Source organism: Nocardioides sp. (assembly GCF_041600255.1).
Taxonomy (GTDB): domain Bacteria; phylum Actinomycetota; class Actinomycetes; order Propionibacteriales; family Nocardioidaceae; genus Nocardioides.
The window spans coordinates 1-17,167 of the sequence record NZ_JBFIKK010000074.1 but is presented as its reverse complement, the minus strand read 5'-3'; the positions used below and the strand labels follow the sequence as shown (position 1 = coordinate 17,167).

15 protein-coding genes and 1 tRNA gene are annotated in these 17,167 nt (G+C 70.6%); 13 read left to right on the top strand and 3 right to left on the bottom strand.

Annotation, left to right across the window (positions count from 1 at the left end):
• Nucleotides 1-342 (top strand): HNH endonuclease signature motif containing protein (locus ABZE72_RS10255; protein WP_372728927.1); only part of this gene is annotated, 342 nt, incomplete at its 5' end.
• Nucleotides 343-397: 55 nt separating this feature from the next.
• Here ABZE72_RS10255 and ABZE72_RS10250 read toward each other — a convergent pair.
• Both ABZE72_RS10250 and ABZE72_RS10245 read right to left on the bottom strand, forming a co-directional pair.
• Nucleotides 398-748, bottom strand: coding sequence for a hypothetical protein (locus tag ABZE72_RS10250; RefSeq protein ID WP_372728926.1), 351 nt, complete (start codon nucleotides 746-748; stop codon nucleotides 398-400).
• Nucleotides 749-771: 23 nt separating this feature from the next.
• Nucleotides 772-2,040 carry a C39 family peptidase gene (locus ABZE72_RS10245; RefSeq protein ID WP_372728925.1) on the bottom strand — a complete coding sequence of 423 codons (1,269 nt, stop codon included), beginning with the start codon at nucleotides 2,038-2,040 and terminating at the stop codon, nucleotides 772-774.
• 94 nt (nucleotides 2,041-2,134) lie between these two features.
• On the opposite strand from ABZE72_RS10245, the gene cysS reads away from it, so the two are divergent.
• From cysS to ABZE72_RS10195, 10 genes are all read left to right on the top strand, one after another.
• Nucleotides 2,135-3,562: a cysteine--tRNA ligase gene (cysS, locus tag ABZE72_RS10240; protein WP_372728924.1), complete on the top strand. Its 1,428-nt coding sequence runs from the start codon at nucleotides 2,135-2,137 to the stop codon at nucleotides 3,560-3,562.
• A gap of 1 nt (nucleotide 3,563) precedes the next feature.
• Nucleotides 3,564-4,514 (top strand): 23S rRNA (guanosine(2251)-2'-O)-methyltransferase RlmB, encoded by a 951-nt coding sequence (rlmB, locus tag ABZE72_RS10235; RefSeq protein ID WP_372728923.1) that lies wholly within the window; start codon nucleotides 3,564-3,566, stop codon nucleotides 4,512-4,514.
• A gap of 7 nt (nucleotides 4,515-4,521) precedes the next feature.
• On the top strand, nucleotides 4,522-6,126 hold the full coding sequence (locus ABZE72_RS10230; protein WP_372728922.1) for a metallophosphoesterase: 1,605 nt from the start codon (nucleotides 4,522-4,524) through the stop codon (nucleotides 6,124-6,126).
• Nucleotides 6,110-7,258 (top strand): acyl-CoA dehydrogenase family protein, encoded by a 1,149-nt coding sequence (locus ABZE72_RS10225; RefSeq protein ID WP_372728921.1) that lies wholly within the window; start codon nucleotides 6,110-6,112, stop codon nucleotides 7,256-7,258. The genes ABZE72_RS10230 and ABZE72_RS10225 overlap by 17 nt, the downstream gene beginning before the upstream one ends.
• 195 nt (nucleotides 7,259-7,453) lie before the next feature.
• A complete protein-coding gene (locus tag ABZE72_RS10220; protein WP_372728920.1) occupies nucleotides 7,454-8,920 on the top strand; it encodes an ABC transporter substrate-binding protein in 1,467 nt (488 codons plus the stop codon).
• 130 nt (nucleotides 8,921-9,050) lie between these two features.
• On the top strand, nucleotides 9,051-11,000 hold the full coding sequence (locus tag ABZE72_RS10215; protein ID WP_372728919.1) for an inner-membrane translocator: 1,950 nt from the start codon (nucleotides 9,051-9,053) through the stop codon (nucleotides 10,998-11,000).
• On the top strand, nucleotides 10,987-11,808 hold the full coding sequence (locus tag ABZE72_RS10210; protein WP_372728918.1) for an ABC transporter ATP-binding protein: 822 nt from the start codon (nucleotides 10,987-10,989) through the stop codon (nucleotides 11,806-11,808). The genes ABZE72_RS10215 and ABZE72_RS10210 overlap by 14 nt, the downstream gene beginning before the upstream one ends.
• Nucleotides 11,805-12,512 carry an ABC transporter ATP-binding protein gene (locus ABZE72_RS10205; protein WP_372728917.1) on the top strand — a complete coding sequence of 236 codons (708 nt, stop codon included), beginning with the start codon at nucleotides 11,805-11,807 and terminating at the stop codon, nucleotides 12,510-12,512. The genes ABZE72_RS10210 and ABZE72_RS10205 overlap by 4 nt, the downstream gene beginning before the upstream one ends.
• Complete coding sequence (locus tag ABZE72_RS10200) at nucleotides 12,509-14,203, top strand: choice-of-anchor P family protein (RefSeq protein ID WP_372728916.1); 1,695 nt, start codon at nucleotides 12,509-12,511, stop codon at nucleotides 14,201-14,203. Before ABZE72_RS10205 ends, ABZE72_RS10200 begins: the two co-directional genes overlap by 4 nt.
• A 5-nt stretch (nucleotides 14,204-14,208) precedes the next feature.
• Nucleotides 14,209-14,730 carry a hypothetical protein gene (locus tag ABZE72_RS10195; RefSeq protein WP_372728915.1) on the top strand — a complete coding sequence of 174 codons (522 nt, stop codon included), beginning with the start codon at nucleotides 14,209-14,211 and terminating at the stop codon, nucleotides 14,728-14,730.
• A 61-nt stretch (nucleotides 14,731-14,791) separates the two neighbouring features.
• Here ABZE72_RS10195 and ABZE72_RS10190 read toward each other — a convergent pair whose 3' ends face one another.
• Nucleotides 14,792-16,006, bottom strand: coding sequence for a DUF4032 domain-containing protein (locus ABZE72_RS10190; protein ID WP_372728914.1), 1,215 nt, complete (start codon nucleotides 16,004-16,006; stop codon nucleotides 14,792-14,794).
• Between the two features lie 116 nt (nucleotides 16,007-16,122).
• Here ABZE72_RS10190 and ABZE72_RS10185 point away from each other — a divergent pair, with 116 nt between their 5' ends.
• Both ABZE72_RS10185 and ABZE72_RS10180 read left to right on the top strand, forming a co-directional pair.
• Nucleotides 16,123-16,851: an SDR family NAD(P)-dependent oxidoreductase gene (locus tag ABZE72_RS10185; protein ID WP_372728913.1), complete on the top strand. Its 729-nt coding sequence runs from the start codon at nucleotides 16,123-16,125 to the stop codon at nucleotides 16,849-16,851.
• Between the two features lie 185 nt (nucleotides 16,852-17,036).
• Nucleotides 17,037-17,113: transfer RNA gene (locus tag ABZE72_RS10180), tRNA-Thr, on the top strand.
• Nucleotides 17,114-17,167: the final 54 nt, after the last annotated feature.

Genomic DNA, 17,167 nt, shown 5'->3' with positions numbered 1-17,167 from the left:
GTCCCCGACCGGATCCGCGAGCAGTCGGTGCTGCTCAACCCGACCTGCGTGTTTCCGTGGTGCACCCGGTCGGCCCGGGGCTGCGACAGCGACCACATCCAGCCCTACGACGCCGGTGGCAGCACCGCCTCCGACAACATTGCGCCGTTGTGCCGCAGCCACCACCGGCTCAAGACCCACGGCGGCTGGCGCTACACCCGCCTCGATCCGGGATCGTTCCTGTGGAACAGCCCGCACGGCTACACCTACGTCCGCGATGCCACCGGCACGGCGGATGTCAGCCGCGACCGCCGACCACCGCCGGCCCATCCACCCGAGCCCCTGGCGTACGGCAGACCCTGACCGCACCACACCCCGCCGCAGCAACGCCGGCGGGGCCTGTGGCACGTCCAGACCCTCACCAGCCCGGCACATGAGTCGCCAACGGCCACCAGTGCCGCTCACCCAGCTCGGCCGATGCCGCACCCGCACCGAGCCACGTGCCAGGGGACGTGGCGCCGATCACGAGGTCCTGGACGCACTCGGCGACTTCGTTACCGTCCACCGTCACCATCGGCAGGTCGAGGCCCCGGCCGTCCGCGCGGGACACGGTCAGGACCTCCCGGCCACGTGTCACCAGCAGCCGTACGACGCAGACGGGGCTCGGCAGCTGGGGATCCGGCCCGGCCGGCACGACGTCGGCCCGATCTCCGGGAGGCAGCCATGCGGCATCCGCGTGGCCGGCCAGCAACCGTTCCGATCCAGGCACGTCACCAACCTACGGGCGGTGTCTCACCAGTTCGAGGCGTTGCTCTCCGGCAGCGGGTGGTTCCGGTCGGTCACGATGAAGACCAGCCCGCCGGACTTCGGCAGCCAGGCGTTCTCGAACTCGCCACGGTCGTAGGTGCGGCGGACTCCGGCACGCTCCCGGGCAGCGGGGTCGTTGACCACCACGTCACCGTCGGCGGTGAAGCCCACGATCACCAGCAGGTGGCCGTTGCTCGCCGAGATCGGGGTGCCGCCGAGCTCTCCGGACCCGAACGCGATGGACGCGATCACCGGGATGCCGGCCAGGATGAACTTCTCGGCCTCCCGCAGCGAACGCAGCCGGGTCACGAACGCCTCACCCGTGCGGGTCCCGGCGTACGCCGTGTTGAAGGGCCAGTTGCCGGTGCCCTCGTACTCCGCGTCGTACGTCGACCGCGCGGCCAGGTCGACCCACGGGTCCTCGTGCCCGTCGGGCACCCAGGACCACGCTTTCGCCGGCGGCAGTGCGTCGTAGTAGCCCAGCACCATCGACGTCGACGTGGGCGCGCACCACGCCTCGCCGCCGTTGCCCCAGGCGGGGTAGTGGCCCTGGTGCACCATCTGCGAGTACCGGGGCACGTCCAGCACCACACCGGCCGCGGCCCGCCGCGGCGTCGACGCCGTGACGCCGCTGCTCGGGGGCAGCCGGGAGGTCATCGCGCCCACGGACTCCAGGCGCGGCGACTTCCTGGTGGCACCTGCCTTGCGCATCAGCCGCACCCGGAGCTGCCAGGCGGCCAGGCCCGAGGTGCGCCAGGTGTCCACGTTGACGTCCGCGAGGTCGTCGGACTGCCCGGAGACCGTCGTACGCCGTACGAAGCGGTCACCCGCCGCCCAGCGGGCCAACGTGTCCCAACTGGCCCGCGACCCGGCCCGGTCGCGGCCGCGGACCTGGACCTCGATCCAGCTGTCCCGCGGCGTCCTGGCGACCCAGGAGGCCACCAGTTCGGTGAAGTCGAAGGGGGAGGCGACCCACGGCGAGATCCACGTCCCCATGTCGTAGCGACGGCCGTCGTACCGGCGCTGGCGGGTGGGCTCCTTGAGCGTGACCCGACCCTTGCTGGACCGGACCCCGAGCAGCCGTCCGGAGCGGAAGTCCGCTCCGCTGGTCCACTGGGCGTAGCCGATCTGGCGGGGCTCGGCGGCAGCCGCCGCGGGCGCCGCAGCAGCGGTCGCGGGCAGGGGCGCGGCGGAGGTGGGCAGGAGTGCGGCGACGAGCAGCACCACGGTGAGCACCAGGGGGGGTGTGGGCACCCGAAGACGGTACCCGTCCGAACCCCATCCGTCCCGGGAGTCACACGATCCGTCGATGCGCGGGAGTCACACCACCGCCCCTAGACTGGGGCGGGTGACCCTCAGGCTCCATGACACCGCGACCCGCGAAGTCCGCGACTTCGTCCCCCTCGAGGAGGGGAAGGCGAGCATCTACGTCTGCGGACTGACGGTCCAGTCCGAGCCGCACGTCGGTCACGTGCGCTCCGCGGTCAACTTCGACGTCCTCCAGCGCTGGCTGCGCTTCTCCGGCTTCGACGTGACGTTCATCCGCAACATCACCGACATCGACGACAAGATCTTGATCAAGGCCGCCGAGCAGGGCCGTCCCTGGTACAACCTCGCCTACGCGATGCACCGCGAGCTCGACCGCGCCTACACCGCGCTGAACGTCGCGCCGCCGACCTACGAGCCCGCCGCCACCGGTCACGTCCCCGAGATGGTCGAGCTGATCTCGACGCTGATCACGAAGGGCCACGCCTACGCGGCGGCCGACGGCTCCGGCGACGTCTACTTCGACGTTCGGTCGTGGCCGTCCTACGGCGAGCTGACCCGGCAGAAGCTCGACGACATGGAGGCCGCGGAGGACGCGGACCCGCGCGGCAAGCGCGACCCCCGCGACTTCGCGCTGTGGAAGGGCTGGAAGAAGGCCACCGAGCCCGAGACCGCCGCCTGGCCCTCCCCCTGGGGACCGGGTCGTCCCGGCTGGCACATCGAGTGCTCCGCGATGGCCGGCAAGTACCTCGGCACCGCCTTCGACATCCACGGCGGCGGCGTCGACCTGCGCTTCCCGCACCACGAGAACGAGCAGGCCCAGTCCCGCGCCGCCGGTCACCGGTTCGCGTCGTACTGGATGCACAACGCCTGGATCACCACCGCCGGCGAGAAGATGAGCAAGTCGCTCGGCAACTCGCTGCTGATCCCCTCGGTCCTCGAGCGCTTCCGCGGCATCGAACTGCGCTACTACCTCGTCGCGGCGCACTACCGCAGCCACGTGGAGTTCAGCTTCGAGGCGCTGGAGGAGTCCGCGGTCGCGTTCCGCCGGATCGAGGCGTTCCTCGACCGGGTGCGTGACGTGGTCGGCGAGATCCCGGCCGGCGGCATGGCCTGCTCGGAGTTCATCGAGGCGATGGACGACGACCTCGGCACCCCCGCCGCCGTCGGCGCCATCCACGACGTCGTCCGCGAGGGCAACAAGCTGCTCGCCGACGGCGACACCCCGGCCCTGCGCGGCAACGCCGCGTCGGTGCTGGCCATGCTCGACGTGCTCGGGCTGCACCCGCAGTCACCGGCCTTCACCGCCGGAGGGTCCGAGCAGGACTCCCGGCTCACCGAAGCAGTGGACGCTCTCGTCCGCGGCCTGCTCGACCAGCGCGCTCGGGCGCGGGCGGCGAAGGACTTCGCCGCTGCAGACGCGATCCGTGACCAGATCAAGGCTGCCGGCATCGAGATCGACGACACCCCCACCGGTCCCCGGTGGTCACTAGGAACAGAGAAGCTCTGACATGGCAGGCAATTCGCAGCGCAAGGGCTCGATCAAGAAGTCCGGCAAGGGCAACCCCACCGCCGGCTCCGGAGGTCGCGTCCGTCGCGGGCTCGAGGGTCGTGGGCCGACGCCCAAGGCCAAGGATCGTCCCAACCACAAGGTCTACAAGGCCGCCAACAAGGTCGACAAGGCCGCCGCCGCGCGCCCCAAGCGCCGCAACACCGGCAGCACCGACGCCGAGTGGGTGGCAGGTCGCAACTCCGTCGTGGAGGCGCTGCGCGCCAACATCCCGATCACCGGCGTCTACGTCGCCGAGGGCGCCGAGCGCGACGGCCGCCTGCGCGAGGCGTTCAAGCTCGCTGCCGAGCAGGGGCTCAACCTGCTCGAGGTGAGCCGCGGTGAGATGGACCGGATGACCGCCGGCGCCGTGCACCAGGGCCTCGCCGCCCGGATCCCGTCGTACGAGTACGCCCACGCCGACGACCTGCTCCAGGTCGCGGCCGACGCCGGCGAGCCGCCGCTGATCGTGGCGCTCGACTCGGTCACCGATCCGCGCAACCTCGGCGCGGTCATCCGTAGTGCCGCCGGCTTCGGCGCGCACGGCGTGCTGATCCCCGAGCGTCGCGCCGCCGGCATGACTGCCTCGGCCTGGAAGACCAGTGCCGGCGCCGCCGCTCGGATCCCGGTCGCCCAGGCGGTCAACCTGGTCCGGCAACTCAAGGCCTACCAGGACGCCGGCTGCATGGTCGTCGGTCTGGCTGCCGACGGGGACGTCACGCTGCCCGACTTCGAGCTCGGCGATGGCCCGCTCGTCCTGGTCGTCGGCTCCGAGGGCAACGGTCTGTCCCGCCTGGTCGCCGAGACCTGCGACCAGCTGCTGTCGATCCCGATGGCCAACCAGGTTGAGTCGCTGAACGCCGGCGTCGCCGCCTCGGTCACCCTTTACGCCATCGCCCAGTCACGAGCCTGACCCGCTGATGTCGGCGAGCGAGAGCACCGGCCGAGTGCTGCTGGGTCACACGTTGCGGCTCTCCCGCATCGCGCTCTTCGTCGCGGTGTGGGCGGCCCTGGCCGCCATGGCGGCGACGGTGCTGTTCTTCGTCAGCAGCCGGACCGTGGTGCTGGCCAGCCATGACGCCGTGGTGCGCCCGGCCCTGCACGGACAGATGGTGATCTCCACCGGGCCCGTCCTGCCCGACCTGCGGATGAGCACGGACCGTCGCCTGGGCGTCGACATCAGTCTCGGCAAGACCGACGCCCGCTCCACCGAGGAGCTGGTCAAGCGCTACGCCTACATCGCCTCCCAGCCCGAGGGCCAGGTCGCCAAGGTCGAGAAGGCCATGCTCGACATGGCGTTCGACGCCGCCCTGCGCGGTGCCGCGCTGGGGCTCCTCCCGATCCTGGTCTGGCTGGTGCTGGGCAGCGCCCGTCGCCGTGAGCTCGTCCGTCGCTCCTGGAGTCGGCAGGGGGCGCTCGCCGCCCTGCTCGTCGTCGCTCTGACCCTCGCGCTCTGGCAGCCGTGGGACCGGCAACGCGCCCTGGTCGCGGACGAGAAGGAGTGGATCCCGCTGGCCGAGCTGCTGGGGCCGGAGATCACGATCCCCGCCGAGCTCGACCGGGTCGAGGTGCGCGGTGACGTGACCACCCGGCAGAGCCAGCGGCTGATCGACAGTGCGATCGCCACCTACGACAAGTCGCAGAAGTTCTACACCCGTGCCGCGGAGGCGGCCGCGGAGTTGAACCTGCGCGAGCCCGAGGAGGACGAGACCGTGGTCGTCCTCGTCTCCGACCGGCACGACAACATCGGCATGGACGCCGTGGCCCGGGCCATCGGCGACGCCGGCGGCGCCACGGCGGTCTTCAACGCCGGTGACGACACCTCGACCGGCGCGCGCTGGGAGGCGTTCTCGCTGGACTCCGTCGACGAGGCCTTCGCCGACCTCGACCGCTTCGGCGTCGCCGGCAACCACGACCACGGCGGCTTCGTGCACGACTACCTCAGCGACCTGGGCTGGACGATGCTCGACGGCCAGGTCGTGGACGGACCCGGTGACACCACGCTGCTGGGCGTGGACGACCCCCGCTCGAGTGGTCTGGGCAGCTGGCGCGACGAGACCGGCCTCAGCTTCGACGAGGTGGGCAGCCGGCTGGCCGACGCCGCCTGCGAGGCCGACGAGCGGGTCACCACGATCCTCGTCCACGACTCCGACCTCGGTACCGAGGCGCTCGAGCGCGGCTGCGTCGACCTGGTCCTCGCCGGCCACGTGCACGTCCAGGTCGGCCCGGTCCGGGTGATGGGCGCGGACGGCAAGGCCGGCTACACGTACACCACCGGCACCACCGGGGGTGCGGCCTACGCGATCGCGGTCGGCAGCAAGCCGCGCCGTACCGCCCAGGTCAGCCTGGTCACCTACCGCGACTCCCGGCCGGTCGGCATCCAGCCGGTGCTGCTGCAGACCAACGGCGTCTTCGAGGTCGGCGAGTTCATCCCGCTCTACCTGAGCCCGAACGAGGGCTCCCCCGAGGGAGACGAGTCGCCCGAAGGCTCGGCACTACGATCGAGGCATGGCCACGACCGTTGACCGACTCCTGCCCACCGACGAGGCCGAGGCCCTCCTCCAGTTGACGCGCGAGATCGCCACCAAGGAGCTCGCTCCGCAGGTGGACGAACTCGAGGAGCAGGCGGCCTTCCCCGTCGACGCCTACCGTCTGCTGGGCAGTTCGGGGCTGCTCAGCCTGCCCTTCGCCGAGGAGTTCGGTGGGGGAGCGCAGCCCTACGAGGTCTACCTCCAGGTGGTCGAGGAGATCGCCACCGCCTGGCCGAGCGTCGCGGTCGGCACGAGCGTGCACTCGTTGACCGCCTCGGTCGTCGACGGCAACGCCAACGACGAGCAGCGCGCCCACTGGCTGCCGCAGATGCTGTCGGGGGACTGGTTGGGCGCCTACTGCCTCTCCGAGCCCCAGGCCGGCTCGGACGTCTCGGGGATCCGCACCAAGGCGGTCCGCGATGGCGACGAGTACGTCGTCACCGGCACCAAGCAGTGGATCAGCAACGGCTCGTGCGCCGACTACTACATCCTCTTCGCGCGCACCTCCGAGGACGCCAAGGGCGGCCTCTCGGCGTTCGTCGTGCCGGCCGACACCGAGGGCATGAGCTTCGGTCCTCCGGAGAAGAAGATGGGCCTGGCCTGTGACGTCACCACCCAGGTGATCTTCGAGGGCGCCCGGATCCCGGCGACGCACCTGATCGGCGCCGAGGGGAGAGGGATGAGGGTCGCTCTCTCCGCCCTGGACGCCGGCCGGCTGGGGATCGCGGCCGTCGCCACGGGGATCGCGCAGGCGGCGCTGGCCCATGCGGTGGAGTACGCCGGCGAGCGTGAGCAGTTCGGCAAGCCGATCGGTGCGTTCCAGGGCATGCAGTTCCTGCTGGCCGACATGGCGGCCGAGGTCGAGCGGGCGCGGGCGACGTACCTGCACGCGGCGCGGCTCAAGGACGCCGGGCGACCGTTCTCGCGCCAGGCCTCCATCGCCAAGCTCACCGCCACCGACGCCGCGATGCGGGTGACCACGGACGCCGTCCAGGTCCTCGCCGGCAACGGCTACACCCGGGAGTACCCGGTCGAGCGGCTCTTCCGGGATGCGAAGGTCACCCAGATCTTCGAGGGCACCAACCAGATCCAGCGAATGGTCATCGGTCGCGATCTCCTGCGCTGACGCTCGGACCCGGTCATGCTGGAGCCGGACCGGGCCCCCGACTGGACCACTCCCCGGACTCGAACCGTGGGCCCCGTCACCTTTGAGAGCCTTGCCTCGTTATCGGTGGTACCTGTTCTAGTTTTTGGAGGGCCTGTGCGTCGGCTTCGTCTTTCCCGCTCTGCCTCGACCCCGCTCGGCCGGGTCTCTCTCGGTGTGGCCGCAGTGGCGCTGTCGCTGACCCTGGCGGCCTGCGGATCGCAGCTCGATCCCAACGACGTCGTCGGGGCCGGTGGCTTCGGCAACGGCCAGGGTGGCGGCACGGCGGCCGGTGGTACCGGTGGTGGCTTCACGGACGGCGGTGTCGACCCGGGCACCTCCCCGGGCGGTGACACCGGCTCCATCGACGGCGGCGGCACGACCTCCTCCGGTGGTGGGGGTGGCAGCACCTCCTCGGGCGGCGGCAGCTCCACCGGTGGCTCGAGCGGCGGCGGTGGCGGTGGCGGCACCGGTGAGGCCCCCAACGGCGACGGCAAGGCCGCGTCGTGTGCCGGCTTCAAGAACCAGACCGGCGTGACCGACGACAAGATCATCATCGGCAACTCCTCCGACGTCAGTGGGCCGGTGCCCGGCCTGTTCGAGTCGGCCCAGGAGGCCACCAAGGCGTACGTCGCCTACTTCAACGCCTCCGGCGCGAAGATCTGCGGCCGCAGTCTCGAACTCAAGTCCTACGACAGCCGCACCGACGCCGCGGCCGACCAGCAGTCGTACACCCGCGCCTGCGACGAGGTCTTCGCGATGGTCGGCTCGATGTCGGCCTTCGACTCCGGCGGCGCGGCCACCGCCCAGAACTGCGGCATGCCGGACATCCGGTCGGCGGCGGTGACCCGGGCCCGTTATGCCTGCACCACCTGCTTCGGCGCCCAGTCGACCAAGGCGACCGAGTTCCAGAACGCCGTGCCCGACTTCGTGCTGAAGAACTACGGCAGCGCCGGTCAGAACGCCGCGATGCTCTACATCAACGCCGGTGCGGCTGCGGAGAACGGCAAGACCCAGTCCGACGCGATGAACAAGCGTGGGATGAAGTTCAAGTACCTCCAGGGCATCGACGTCTCGGAGTTCAACTACGCGCCGTACGTGCAGTCCATGAAGGACAAGGGCATCGAGTACGTCCAGTTCATCGGCGCCTACCAGCAGGCGGTCCGGCTGGCCCAGGCGATGGAGCAGCAGAGCTTCAAGCCGAAGATCTACATCCTCGACCCCACCGCCTACACCCCCGAGTACGTGAAGTCGGGCGGCTCGGCGGTCGAGGGCACGGTCATCTTCACGAACTTCACCCCCTTCGAGGAGGCGGGCAGCAACCCCGAGACCCAGCTGTACCTGAACTGGTTGCAGCAGGTGAAGCCCGGTGCGACCCCCGGCTTCTTCGGGGCCTTCTCCTGGTCGGCGGCCCGGCTCTTCGTCGAGCGCGCCACCGCACTGGGCGGCAAGCTCTCGCGCCCGGCGATGGTCGCGGATCTGAGGACGGTCAACAAGTGGACCGCCAACAACCTCACGTCCCCGCAGAACGTCGGCTCCAAGCGGACCGGCGACTGCTGGCGGTTCATCACGCTCAAGGGCGGACGCTGGGTGCCGCTCGGCGGGACGAAGTACACCTGCAACGGGACGACCAGCGTCAGCTGATCCTGATGCGGAGACGGCCGGGATGTGGCACCATCGAGCGGAAAACTAGTACGTGTTCTAGTTTTTGGAGGCAGGGCATGTCCGAGGATGCGCGCCCGCCTGACGAAGACCGGCATCGGAGGATGACCCCGTGAGCTCACTGCTCTCGTTCACCATCATCGGGCTCTTCACGGGCGCGGCGTACGCGATCGCCGCGAGCGGACTGGTGCTGACCTACACGACGACGCGGGTGTTCAACATCGCGCACGGTGCCTTCGGCATGGTGATGGCCTTCACCTTCTGGGACTTCAGCCAGCGCCAGGGCATGCCCATGTGGCTCGCCCTCTTCCTCGTCCTGGGCGTGGTGGCGCCCGCGATCGGCTGGTTCATCCAGCGCTTCGTCACCCGCGGCCTCGGGGAGGGCCCGGTCAGCGTTGCGCTGGTGGTCACCGTCGGGCTCTTCGTGGGGTGCATCGGGCTGGCCCAGCAGGTCTGGCCGCCGGCGGCACGCACCGTTCCGCAGTTCATGGCCGGCAGCGGCATCGACATCGGCGGGACCTTCGTCACCGCCCACCAGATCATCACGATCCTGCTCTCGATGGTGGTCGCGGGCCTGCTCTACCTGCTGCTCAACCGGACCCGGATCGGGACGGCCATGCGGGCCTCGGTCGACAATCCCGAGCTGCTCCGGCTCTTCGGCGGTCGCCCGGACACGGTCGCCTCGCTGGCCTGGGCGATCGGCATCTCGCTGGCGGCGCTGGCCGGCATCCTGCTCACGCCGTACATCGGCCTCAACTACTACGACCTCACCCTGCTGGTGATCAACGCGTACGCCGCCGCGATGCTCGGCAAGCTCAAGAGCCTCCCGCTGACCTTCGTCGGCGCGATGGGGCTCGGCATCCTGCAGTCCTTCGCCGTGGCCTACCTGCCCTCGCAGGGCTCGCTGGCCGGCGTGCGGGCCGTGGTGCCGGCGCTCTTCCTGTTCGCCGTGATCGTGCTGATGCCCCAGGCTCAGCTGCGGATCGGCCAGGTCAAGGGCATCGTCTCCGCCCCCCAGCCCTCGGCGCGTCAGGCGTTCGGCTGGGGTGCCGCCCTGCTGGTGCTCGTCGCGCTGATGAGCACCTCGATGTCGACGGGCAACCTGCTCCTGGTCGGCACGGCCGCGACCTACGCGATGGTGATGCTCTCCCTGGTGCTGCTGACCGGGTACGGCGGCCACGTCTCGCTGGCCCAGTTCACCTTCGCCGGGGTCGGGGCGCTGGCCTACGCCAAGCTCGACAGCCCGACTCTCTTCGGGCTGGCCATGGCCGCGCTGATCGCCGCCGGGGTCGGGGCGCTGGTGGCGCTGCCCGTGCTGCGCCTGACCGGCCTCTACCTCGCGCTCTCCACGCTCGCCTTCGGCGTGCTGATGGACAAGATGATCTTCCAGGCCGACTACGCCTTCGGCTTCAACGGCACCCTCGAGGCGCGCCGGCTCTCCGTCTTCGGCAGGGCCATCGAGTCGACCGGCGGCTACGTGCTCGTGATGGTGGTCTTCTTCGTGCTGATGGCCTTCGGCCTGCTGGCCCTGCGCCGGGGCACGCTGGGTCGCCTGCTGATCGCGATGCGCGACAGCCCCGCGGCCTGCACCACGCTGGGCCTGAACATGCGCTGGTTCCGGGTCGGGCTGTTCGGGCTCTCCGCCGGTATGGCGGGCCTGGCCGGGGCACTGTTCGCCGGCCTGCGCGGCACGATCGGCGCCAACGACTTCCAGTTCTTCAACAGCCTGCCGCTGCTGCTGCTCGCGGTCGTCTTCGGCGTCACCTCGGTCACCGGCGCCACCCTGGGCGGGATCGGCCTGATGCTGCTGCCGGTCACCCAGAGTGCTCAGCCCGAGATCGCGGGCCTGATCTTCGCAATCTTGGGCTTCGGCGCGGTCGCGCTGGGGCGTGACCCGAACGGGCTGGCCAACCTGCTCTTCGGTCTGGGCCACCGCCTCGATCGACGCTTCGGTCTCCGTGCGGCGGTCCGGATCCCGAGCAGGTCTCGTAACTCCGAGGACCCCGGGGCAGTTGAGCACGATGGAGAGCAGGAGGAGGTGCCCGCACATGTCGCTTCTTGAGGTCGACGATGTCGTCGTCCAGTTCGGCGGCGTGACCGCGGTCAACCACGCCACCTTCGAGGCTCACGCCGGTCGGATCACCGGCCTGATCGGTCCCAACGGCGCCGGCAAGACCACCTGCTTCAACGTGATCAGCGGTCTGCAGAAGCCGACCAAGGGCAGCGTCCGCTTCGACAGCAAGGACGTCACCGGACAGGCCGTGCACCGGCGCTCCAAGCGCGGCATGGGGCGCACCTTCCAGCGGCTCGAGGCCTTCGGGTCGCTGAGCGTGCGCGACAACGTGCGGGTCGCCCACGACATCCACCGGGGAGTGAAGGGCATGCTCCGCCCGAGCCAGGCCGACGTGGACCACCTGCTCGAGACCGTCGGCATCTCGCAGTACGCCGACGAGCGTGCCGACTCGATCCCCACCGGGACCGCCCGCCTGCTCGAGCTGGCCCGCTGCCTGGCCGGGGCGCCGAAGCTGCTGCTGCTCGACGAGCCCTCCTCCGGCCTGGACGAGACCGAGACGGACGCCTTCGGCGAGCTGCTGGTCCGACTCGCCGGCGAGGGCATGGGCATTCTCATGGTCGAGCACGACATGGACCTGGTGATGTCGGTCTGCCACGAGATCCACGTCCTGGACTTCGGCGAGGTGATCGCCTCCGGCGACCCGGTCGACGTCCGGGCCAACCCACGGGTGCAGAAGGCCTACCTCGGCTACTCCGACGAGCTCGACGAGGCCACCGACCAGACCCTGGTCGACATCCCTGCGGTGGAGCTGACCAGCGAGGTTCCCGCCGTACCCGCCGAGGAGAGCCTGCGATGAGCGTCCCCATCCTGGAGGTCTGCGACCTCACGGCCGCCTACGGGCGGATCGAGGTCCTCCGGGGCGTGAACCTCAGCGTCCCCAAGGGGGCGGTGATGGCCCTGCTCGGCCCGAACGGCGCCGGCAAGAGCACGCTGGTCAAGGTGATCAGCGGCCAGAAGGAGCAGACCGGCGGCGACATCCACCTCGGTGGGGTCAACGTCAAGGGCGCCCAGCCCGACGAACTCGCCCGGCTCGGCCTCTGCACGGTCCCCGAGGGACGCTCGGTCTTCCCGAACCTCACGGTCGAGGAGAACCTGACCCTGATGTCGTACGCCGGTGTCGCGACCGAGGCGGTCCTGGAGACCGCCTTCTCCTACTTCCCCCGGCTCCTGGAGCGCCGCGGGCAGCTGGCCGGCACCATGTCGGGTGGCGAGCAGCAGATGCTCGCCATGTCCCGAGCGCTGGCCTCCGACCCCGCGCTGCTCCTGCTCGACGAACTGTCCATGGGGCTCGCCCCGCTGATCGTGGACGAGCTCTACGACACCGTCGCCCAGATCGCCGAGAGCGGCGTCTCGATCCTCTGCATCGAGCAGTTCGCCCGCACTGCCCTGCGGGTCTCCGACTACGCAGCGGTGATGTCCGGCGGCCGGATCGTGGCCAGCGGCGAGCCCGGCGAGATCCTCGAAACCATGTCCGACGTGATCCTTGGAGGTGCCGCATGACGCGGTCGTCCCATTCCCACCGGCCCTCGGGCCACCTGTCGGCTCGAGCGACCCGTCCCCTCGCCCGGATGGCGCCCTTCCTGGCCGCCGGCCTGGTCGGCGCCGTGCTCCCGATGGCCGGCGCCCAGGCCACCGGCCCCGCGGCGACGTTCAGTGGTTTCAGCACCGTCGGATCCGGTACACCGCTGCGCTTCGAGATCTACGAGCCCACGGTGCCGATCCCGAACAGCCCGCAGCTCGAGGTCCAGCTCGGCTACACCCGGGTCGAGGCGGACTCCAGCAGCTCGCACGCCCGCTCGACGTACCTGTGGCCGGGCGGACCGGTCGGGGAGGGCGCCAAGACCTTCGCCGAGGCCCTCCACCTGCCGCCCGAGGTCGGGGAGCAGGGCTACCCCTTCCAGACGAATGCGAAGAGCCCGAACGGCCCCGAGAAGGACGCCCTCGAGCCGTTCCCGGGCATGGTCATGCGCTCGAGCGCGTCGGAGAACGTCACCTTCGCCAAGGTGGGTGTCTCGCCGGACAACGACGTGCAGGACCCGAACGGCTCCGGTGACGGTGGCGACGGGGGCGGCGGTGGCGGGGACACGGCTCCCTGCCCGATCGCTCCGCTGCCGTGCCCTCCCGGCATGCCCGGCGCCCTGCGTCTCGGCACGACCTTCGACGCCACGCCGGCGGCCAGCAAGCGACGCACGAGCGTCGCCGAGGACGAGCCCGGCAACCCGGGTCTGCCCCCCGAGCTCGCGGCGCTCGTCGACGTCGGCTCCCTCACCTCGAACAGCCGTACGACGTCCGCACCGAACCTGATCAGCACGGTCTCGCGCGCGTCGGCCAAGGACATCGCCCTGCTCGGCGGCGTGATCACGATCGAGAGCGTCTCCGGGCGCGCCACCGTCACCAGCGACGGCGCGACCGGCGTCACCGGCGGCAAGGCCAGCTACCAGGGCATGTCGATCGGCGGCCAGAAGTTCCGCATCGGCCCGGACGGCGTCGAGGCCGCGGGGGAGAACCACGCGATCCCCGGTCTCCCGGACGACCCGGCGGCTGCGCTGGACGCGCTGGGCATCAGGTTCATCGCCCCGAAGCCCGACTACACCGTCGACGGCGACCAGGCGACCAGCTCGGTGGAGGCGTTGCGCATCGAGATCGACTCCTCCAAGCTCCGTTCGCAGCTCAACGCGATCCCCTTCGACCAGATCGTCGGCGGCATCCCGAACGAGTTCGGCGAGCTGAAGAAGGTCATCCAGGCCGCCACGTTCCTGTCGCCCAAGTTCGTCGTCGTGCTCGGCGACGCGATCGCCACGGTGGACACCGTGCAACCGCTGGAGTTCCCGACCGACATCCCGGACAACAACCGCTCCGGCGGTGACGGAGGCAGCACCGGTACGGGCGGCGGCGCCACCGGTGGCGGCGCCACCGGTGGCGGCGGCACGGTCTCGACCGGTGTCGACACCGGCGGCGGCACCGACACCGGCGGCGGCGCGGTGGTCGACGGTGACCTCGGCGAGGTCGCCCCGACCGCGGCCGGTCTCCCGCCGCTGTTCTCCATCCCGGGTGCGCTGCTCTTCGGGGCCATCGCCCTGGCAGCGATCGCCGGCTCCTGGTTCCGCCGGGCGGGCCTGCTCGCCCTCGGTGGTTCCGGCTCCTGTTCGCACGGCCTCGACAGCGGCCTCCCCGACCTCCGAAAGGCCTGACCGTCATGTCCACGACCTCGCTGCCGCGCGCTTCGAGCCGCACCGCTCCGGGCGCCGCCCCGCTCAAGGACAACCACTTCCAGCTGCTCCAGATGATCCTCTTCTGGGCCGGTGCGGTCCTCCTCCCGCTGGGGCTCGTGGTGATCGTTCTCGGCTGGTACGGCGCGGCCAACACGCCCTACCAGTACGACCAGCTCTCCTACCTGGTCTCCGGCGGTCTGCTGGGGCTCGGGCTGACCTTCGTCGGTGGCTTCCTCTACTTCGGGGCCTGGCTGGCCCGGATCGCGGCCGACGGCCGGGAGTCCTCCAAGCGGCTCGCCGACACCCTGCTCGTGCTCGCGGACGTGACCTCGCGGGCGGCCGCTCGCAACGACGCCGGCGTCGACGTGGCGGCCATGCCGGTCACGGCGGGGGACGGGACGACGATGCACCGTCGCGACTGCACCCTGATCGCCCACCGCGACGATCTCCGCCCCGTGGGCGAGGACAACGCCCACCTCACCGCTTGTCGCGTCTGTCGCCCCTGATCCTTCCCAGGAGCGCCTCACGCGCCGGAACCGAGCCCCGCCGGACCCCGTCCGGTGGGGCTCAGTTCGTCGGAAGGGTCTCGTCGGGCTTCTGCGACAGCACGTGGGTGATGTAGTCCTCGGCCGCCTCCAGGATGTCCACCTCGGCGCCGGCCCGCTCGGAGAGGTACCAGCGGTGCACGAGCACCTCGTGGAACACCTCGGCGGGCGCCAGCTTGGCGCGGGCGTCGGCCGGGATCATCGCCATGATCGGCTCGTAGATCGTGGAGAGCCACTCGTGGGCGACCAGCGTGCGGTCCTCGCGCCCCAGGTCCCGGTGCGCGGTGAACGAGGTCAGGTCGTTGAGCAGTCGCCGGGCCTGGGCGTCCTCGACCCTGAGGCCGGTCAGGGTCTGGAGCTCGCGCTGGTGGTGGCCGAGCTCGACGACCCGGGGCTGGATCCGGACCACGTCGCCGTCGTAGTCGGTGACGATGTCCAGCTCCTCGACGTCGAAGCCGAGGTCGTTGAGACGCTCGATGCGCTGCTCGATCCGCCACAGCTCGGCGGTCGAGAACTCCTCCTCGGCGGTCAGCTCCTCCCAGAGGGTGGCGTAGCGCTCCTGGAGCAGGTCGACGACCTCGAGCCCGTCCACGCCCGGCCCCTGCTGGTCGGCCCACAGGTCGGCCTGGAGGTCGAGCAGCTCGGCGAAGACGTTCTCGCGGGCGATGGTGACGTCGTACTCCCGCATCTGTGGCGACAGGGTCTCCCGGAGCTCGCCGGTCTCCGCGTCCACGAGATACGCCGCGAAGCCGCCGGCACTGCGCCGGAAGAGCACGTTGGAGAGCGAGACGTCCCCCCAGAAGAAGCCGGCCAGGTGCAGGCGTACGAGCAGGACGACGAGCGCACCGACGAGGTGGGGCACCTCGTCCTCGGTCAGCCCGTTCCGGAAGAGGCTCCGGTAGGGCACCGAGAAGCGCAGGTGCTCGGTGAGCAGCGCCGCCGGCAGCTCCTCACCGTCGGCGCCCACCCGCCCGGTGACCACACCCTTGGGGACCACCGCAGGCAGGTCGAGTCGCTGGAGGTCGCGCAGCAGGCGGAACTCCCGGAAGGCGATCTCCTCGACGGTCTCCTTGATCGCGTAGGTGGCCTCGCCCAGGCCGACGATGCGTACGACGTGGCGGGAGAGCCCGCGAGGGAGGTCGACGACGTGCTGGTCGGTCCACTCCTCGAGCGGGGTCTGCCAGGGCAGGCCGATGATCGCGGGGTCGGGCCGACCGGCCACGATGCGCAATGCCATGTCGGTCAGCCTAGGTGTACCCAGGGCCGAGATTCCTAGAACGCGTTCTAGTTCGCTGGTAGCGTCCTGCCACGGGCCGGGTCGGCCCGTCATCCACTCGACATCGGAGAGCCGCCATGAACGCCACCCCCACCGAGCCGCGCGTCATCGTCATCACGGGCGCCGCGTCGGGCGTTGGTTACGCGACCGCCGAGATGTTCCGCGACGCCGGTGACATCGTCTTCGGCCTGGACATCAACCCGACCGTGCCGGACGGCGTCACCTACGTGGAGTGCAACGTGGGCGTGAAGGCCTCGGTGGACGCGGCGATCGAGGTCTGCGCCCAGCACGGCCGGATCGACGTGCTGGCCAACGTGGCGGGCCTGGTCCAGTTCGGGCGCTTCGAGCAGATCACCGAGGAGGAGTTCGACCGGGTGCACGCGGTCGACCTCAAGGGCCCGTTCCTGACCATGCAGGCCGCGCTGCCGCACCTGAAGGCGTGCGGCGGCAACATCGTGAACATCTCCTCGGTGGCCGGCCGGGTGCCCCAGCCCTACGCCACGGCGTACGCCGCCGCGAAGGGTGGGTTGACCACGCTCACCCAGGCGCTGGCCCTGGAGCTGTCGCCGGTGGGGATCCGGGTCAACGCGATCTGCCCCGGCACCATCGACACCCCGATGGTGGCGCACGTCGCCACGATCTTCCCCGAGGACCTCGAGCCCAAGCTGGTGGACCGGCTGATGATGAACCTGCCCGGGCCGGCCATCTCCCCGGCCGAGATCGGCGGTGCGATCCGCTACCTCTCCTCGCCCGAGGCCCGGATGATCACCGGAGCCGTCCTCGCCTTCGACGGGATGATGAGCTGAGCTGAGTTGAGCCTGGCCGGTCTGTCGGCGCTCGGGTGATTGCCGCCGGCGCGCTGTGACGAACTAGCATGTGGCGGCGCCGGCTCTTGCTCCCTATGCGACTGCCGGTGAGTCAGGATCGGCAAGCATGCGAGATGGGTCCGGCAAGCGGTGCCGCACCCTCTGCTGTTCGCCAGACACTGCCTGCCGCACTAGCTCAGTTGGCCAGAGCGCCCGCCTTGTAAGCGGATGGTCGCCGGTTCGAATCCGGCGTGCGGCTCCATCGGAAGCGTCGCGGTTCTTCCCGTTTCTGGACGCCATCTCGTGCCAGCAATGC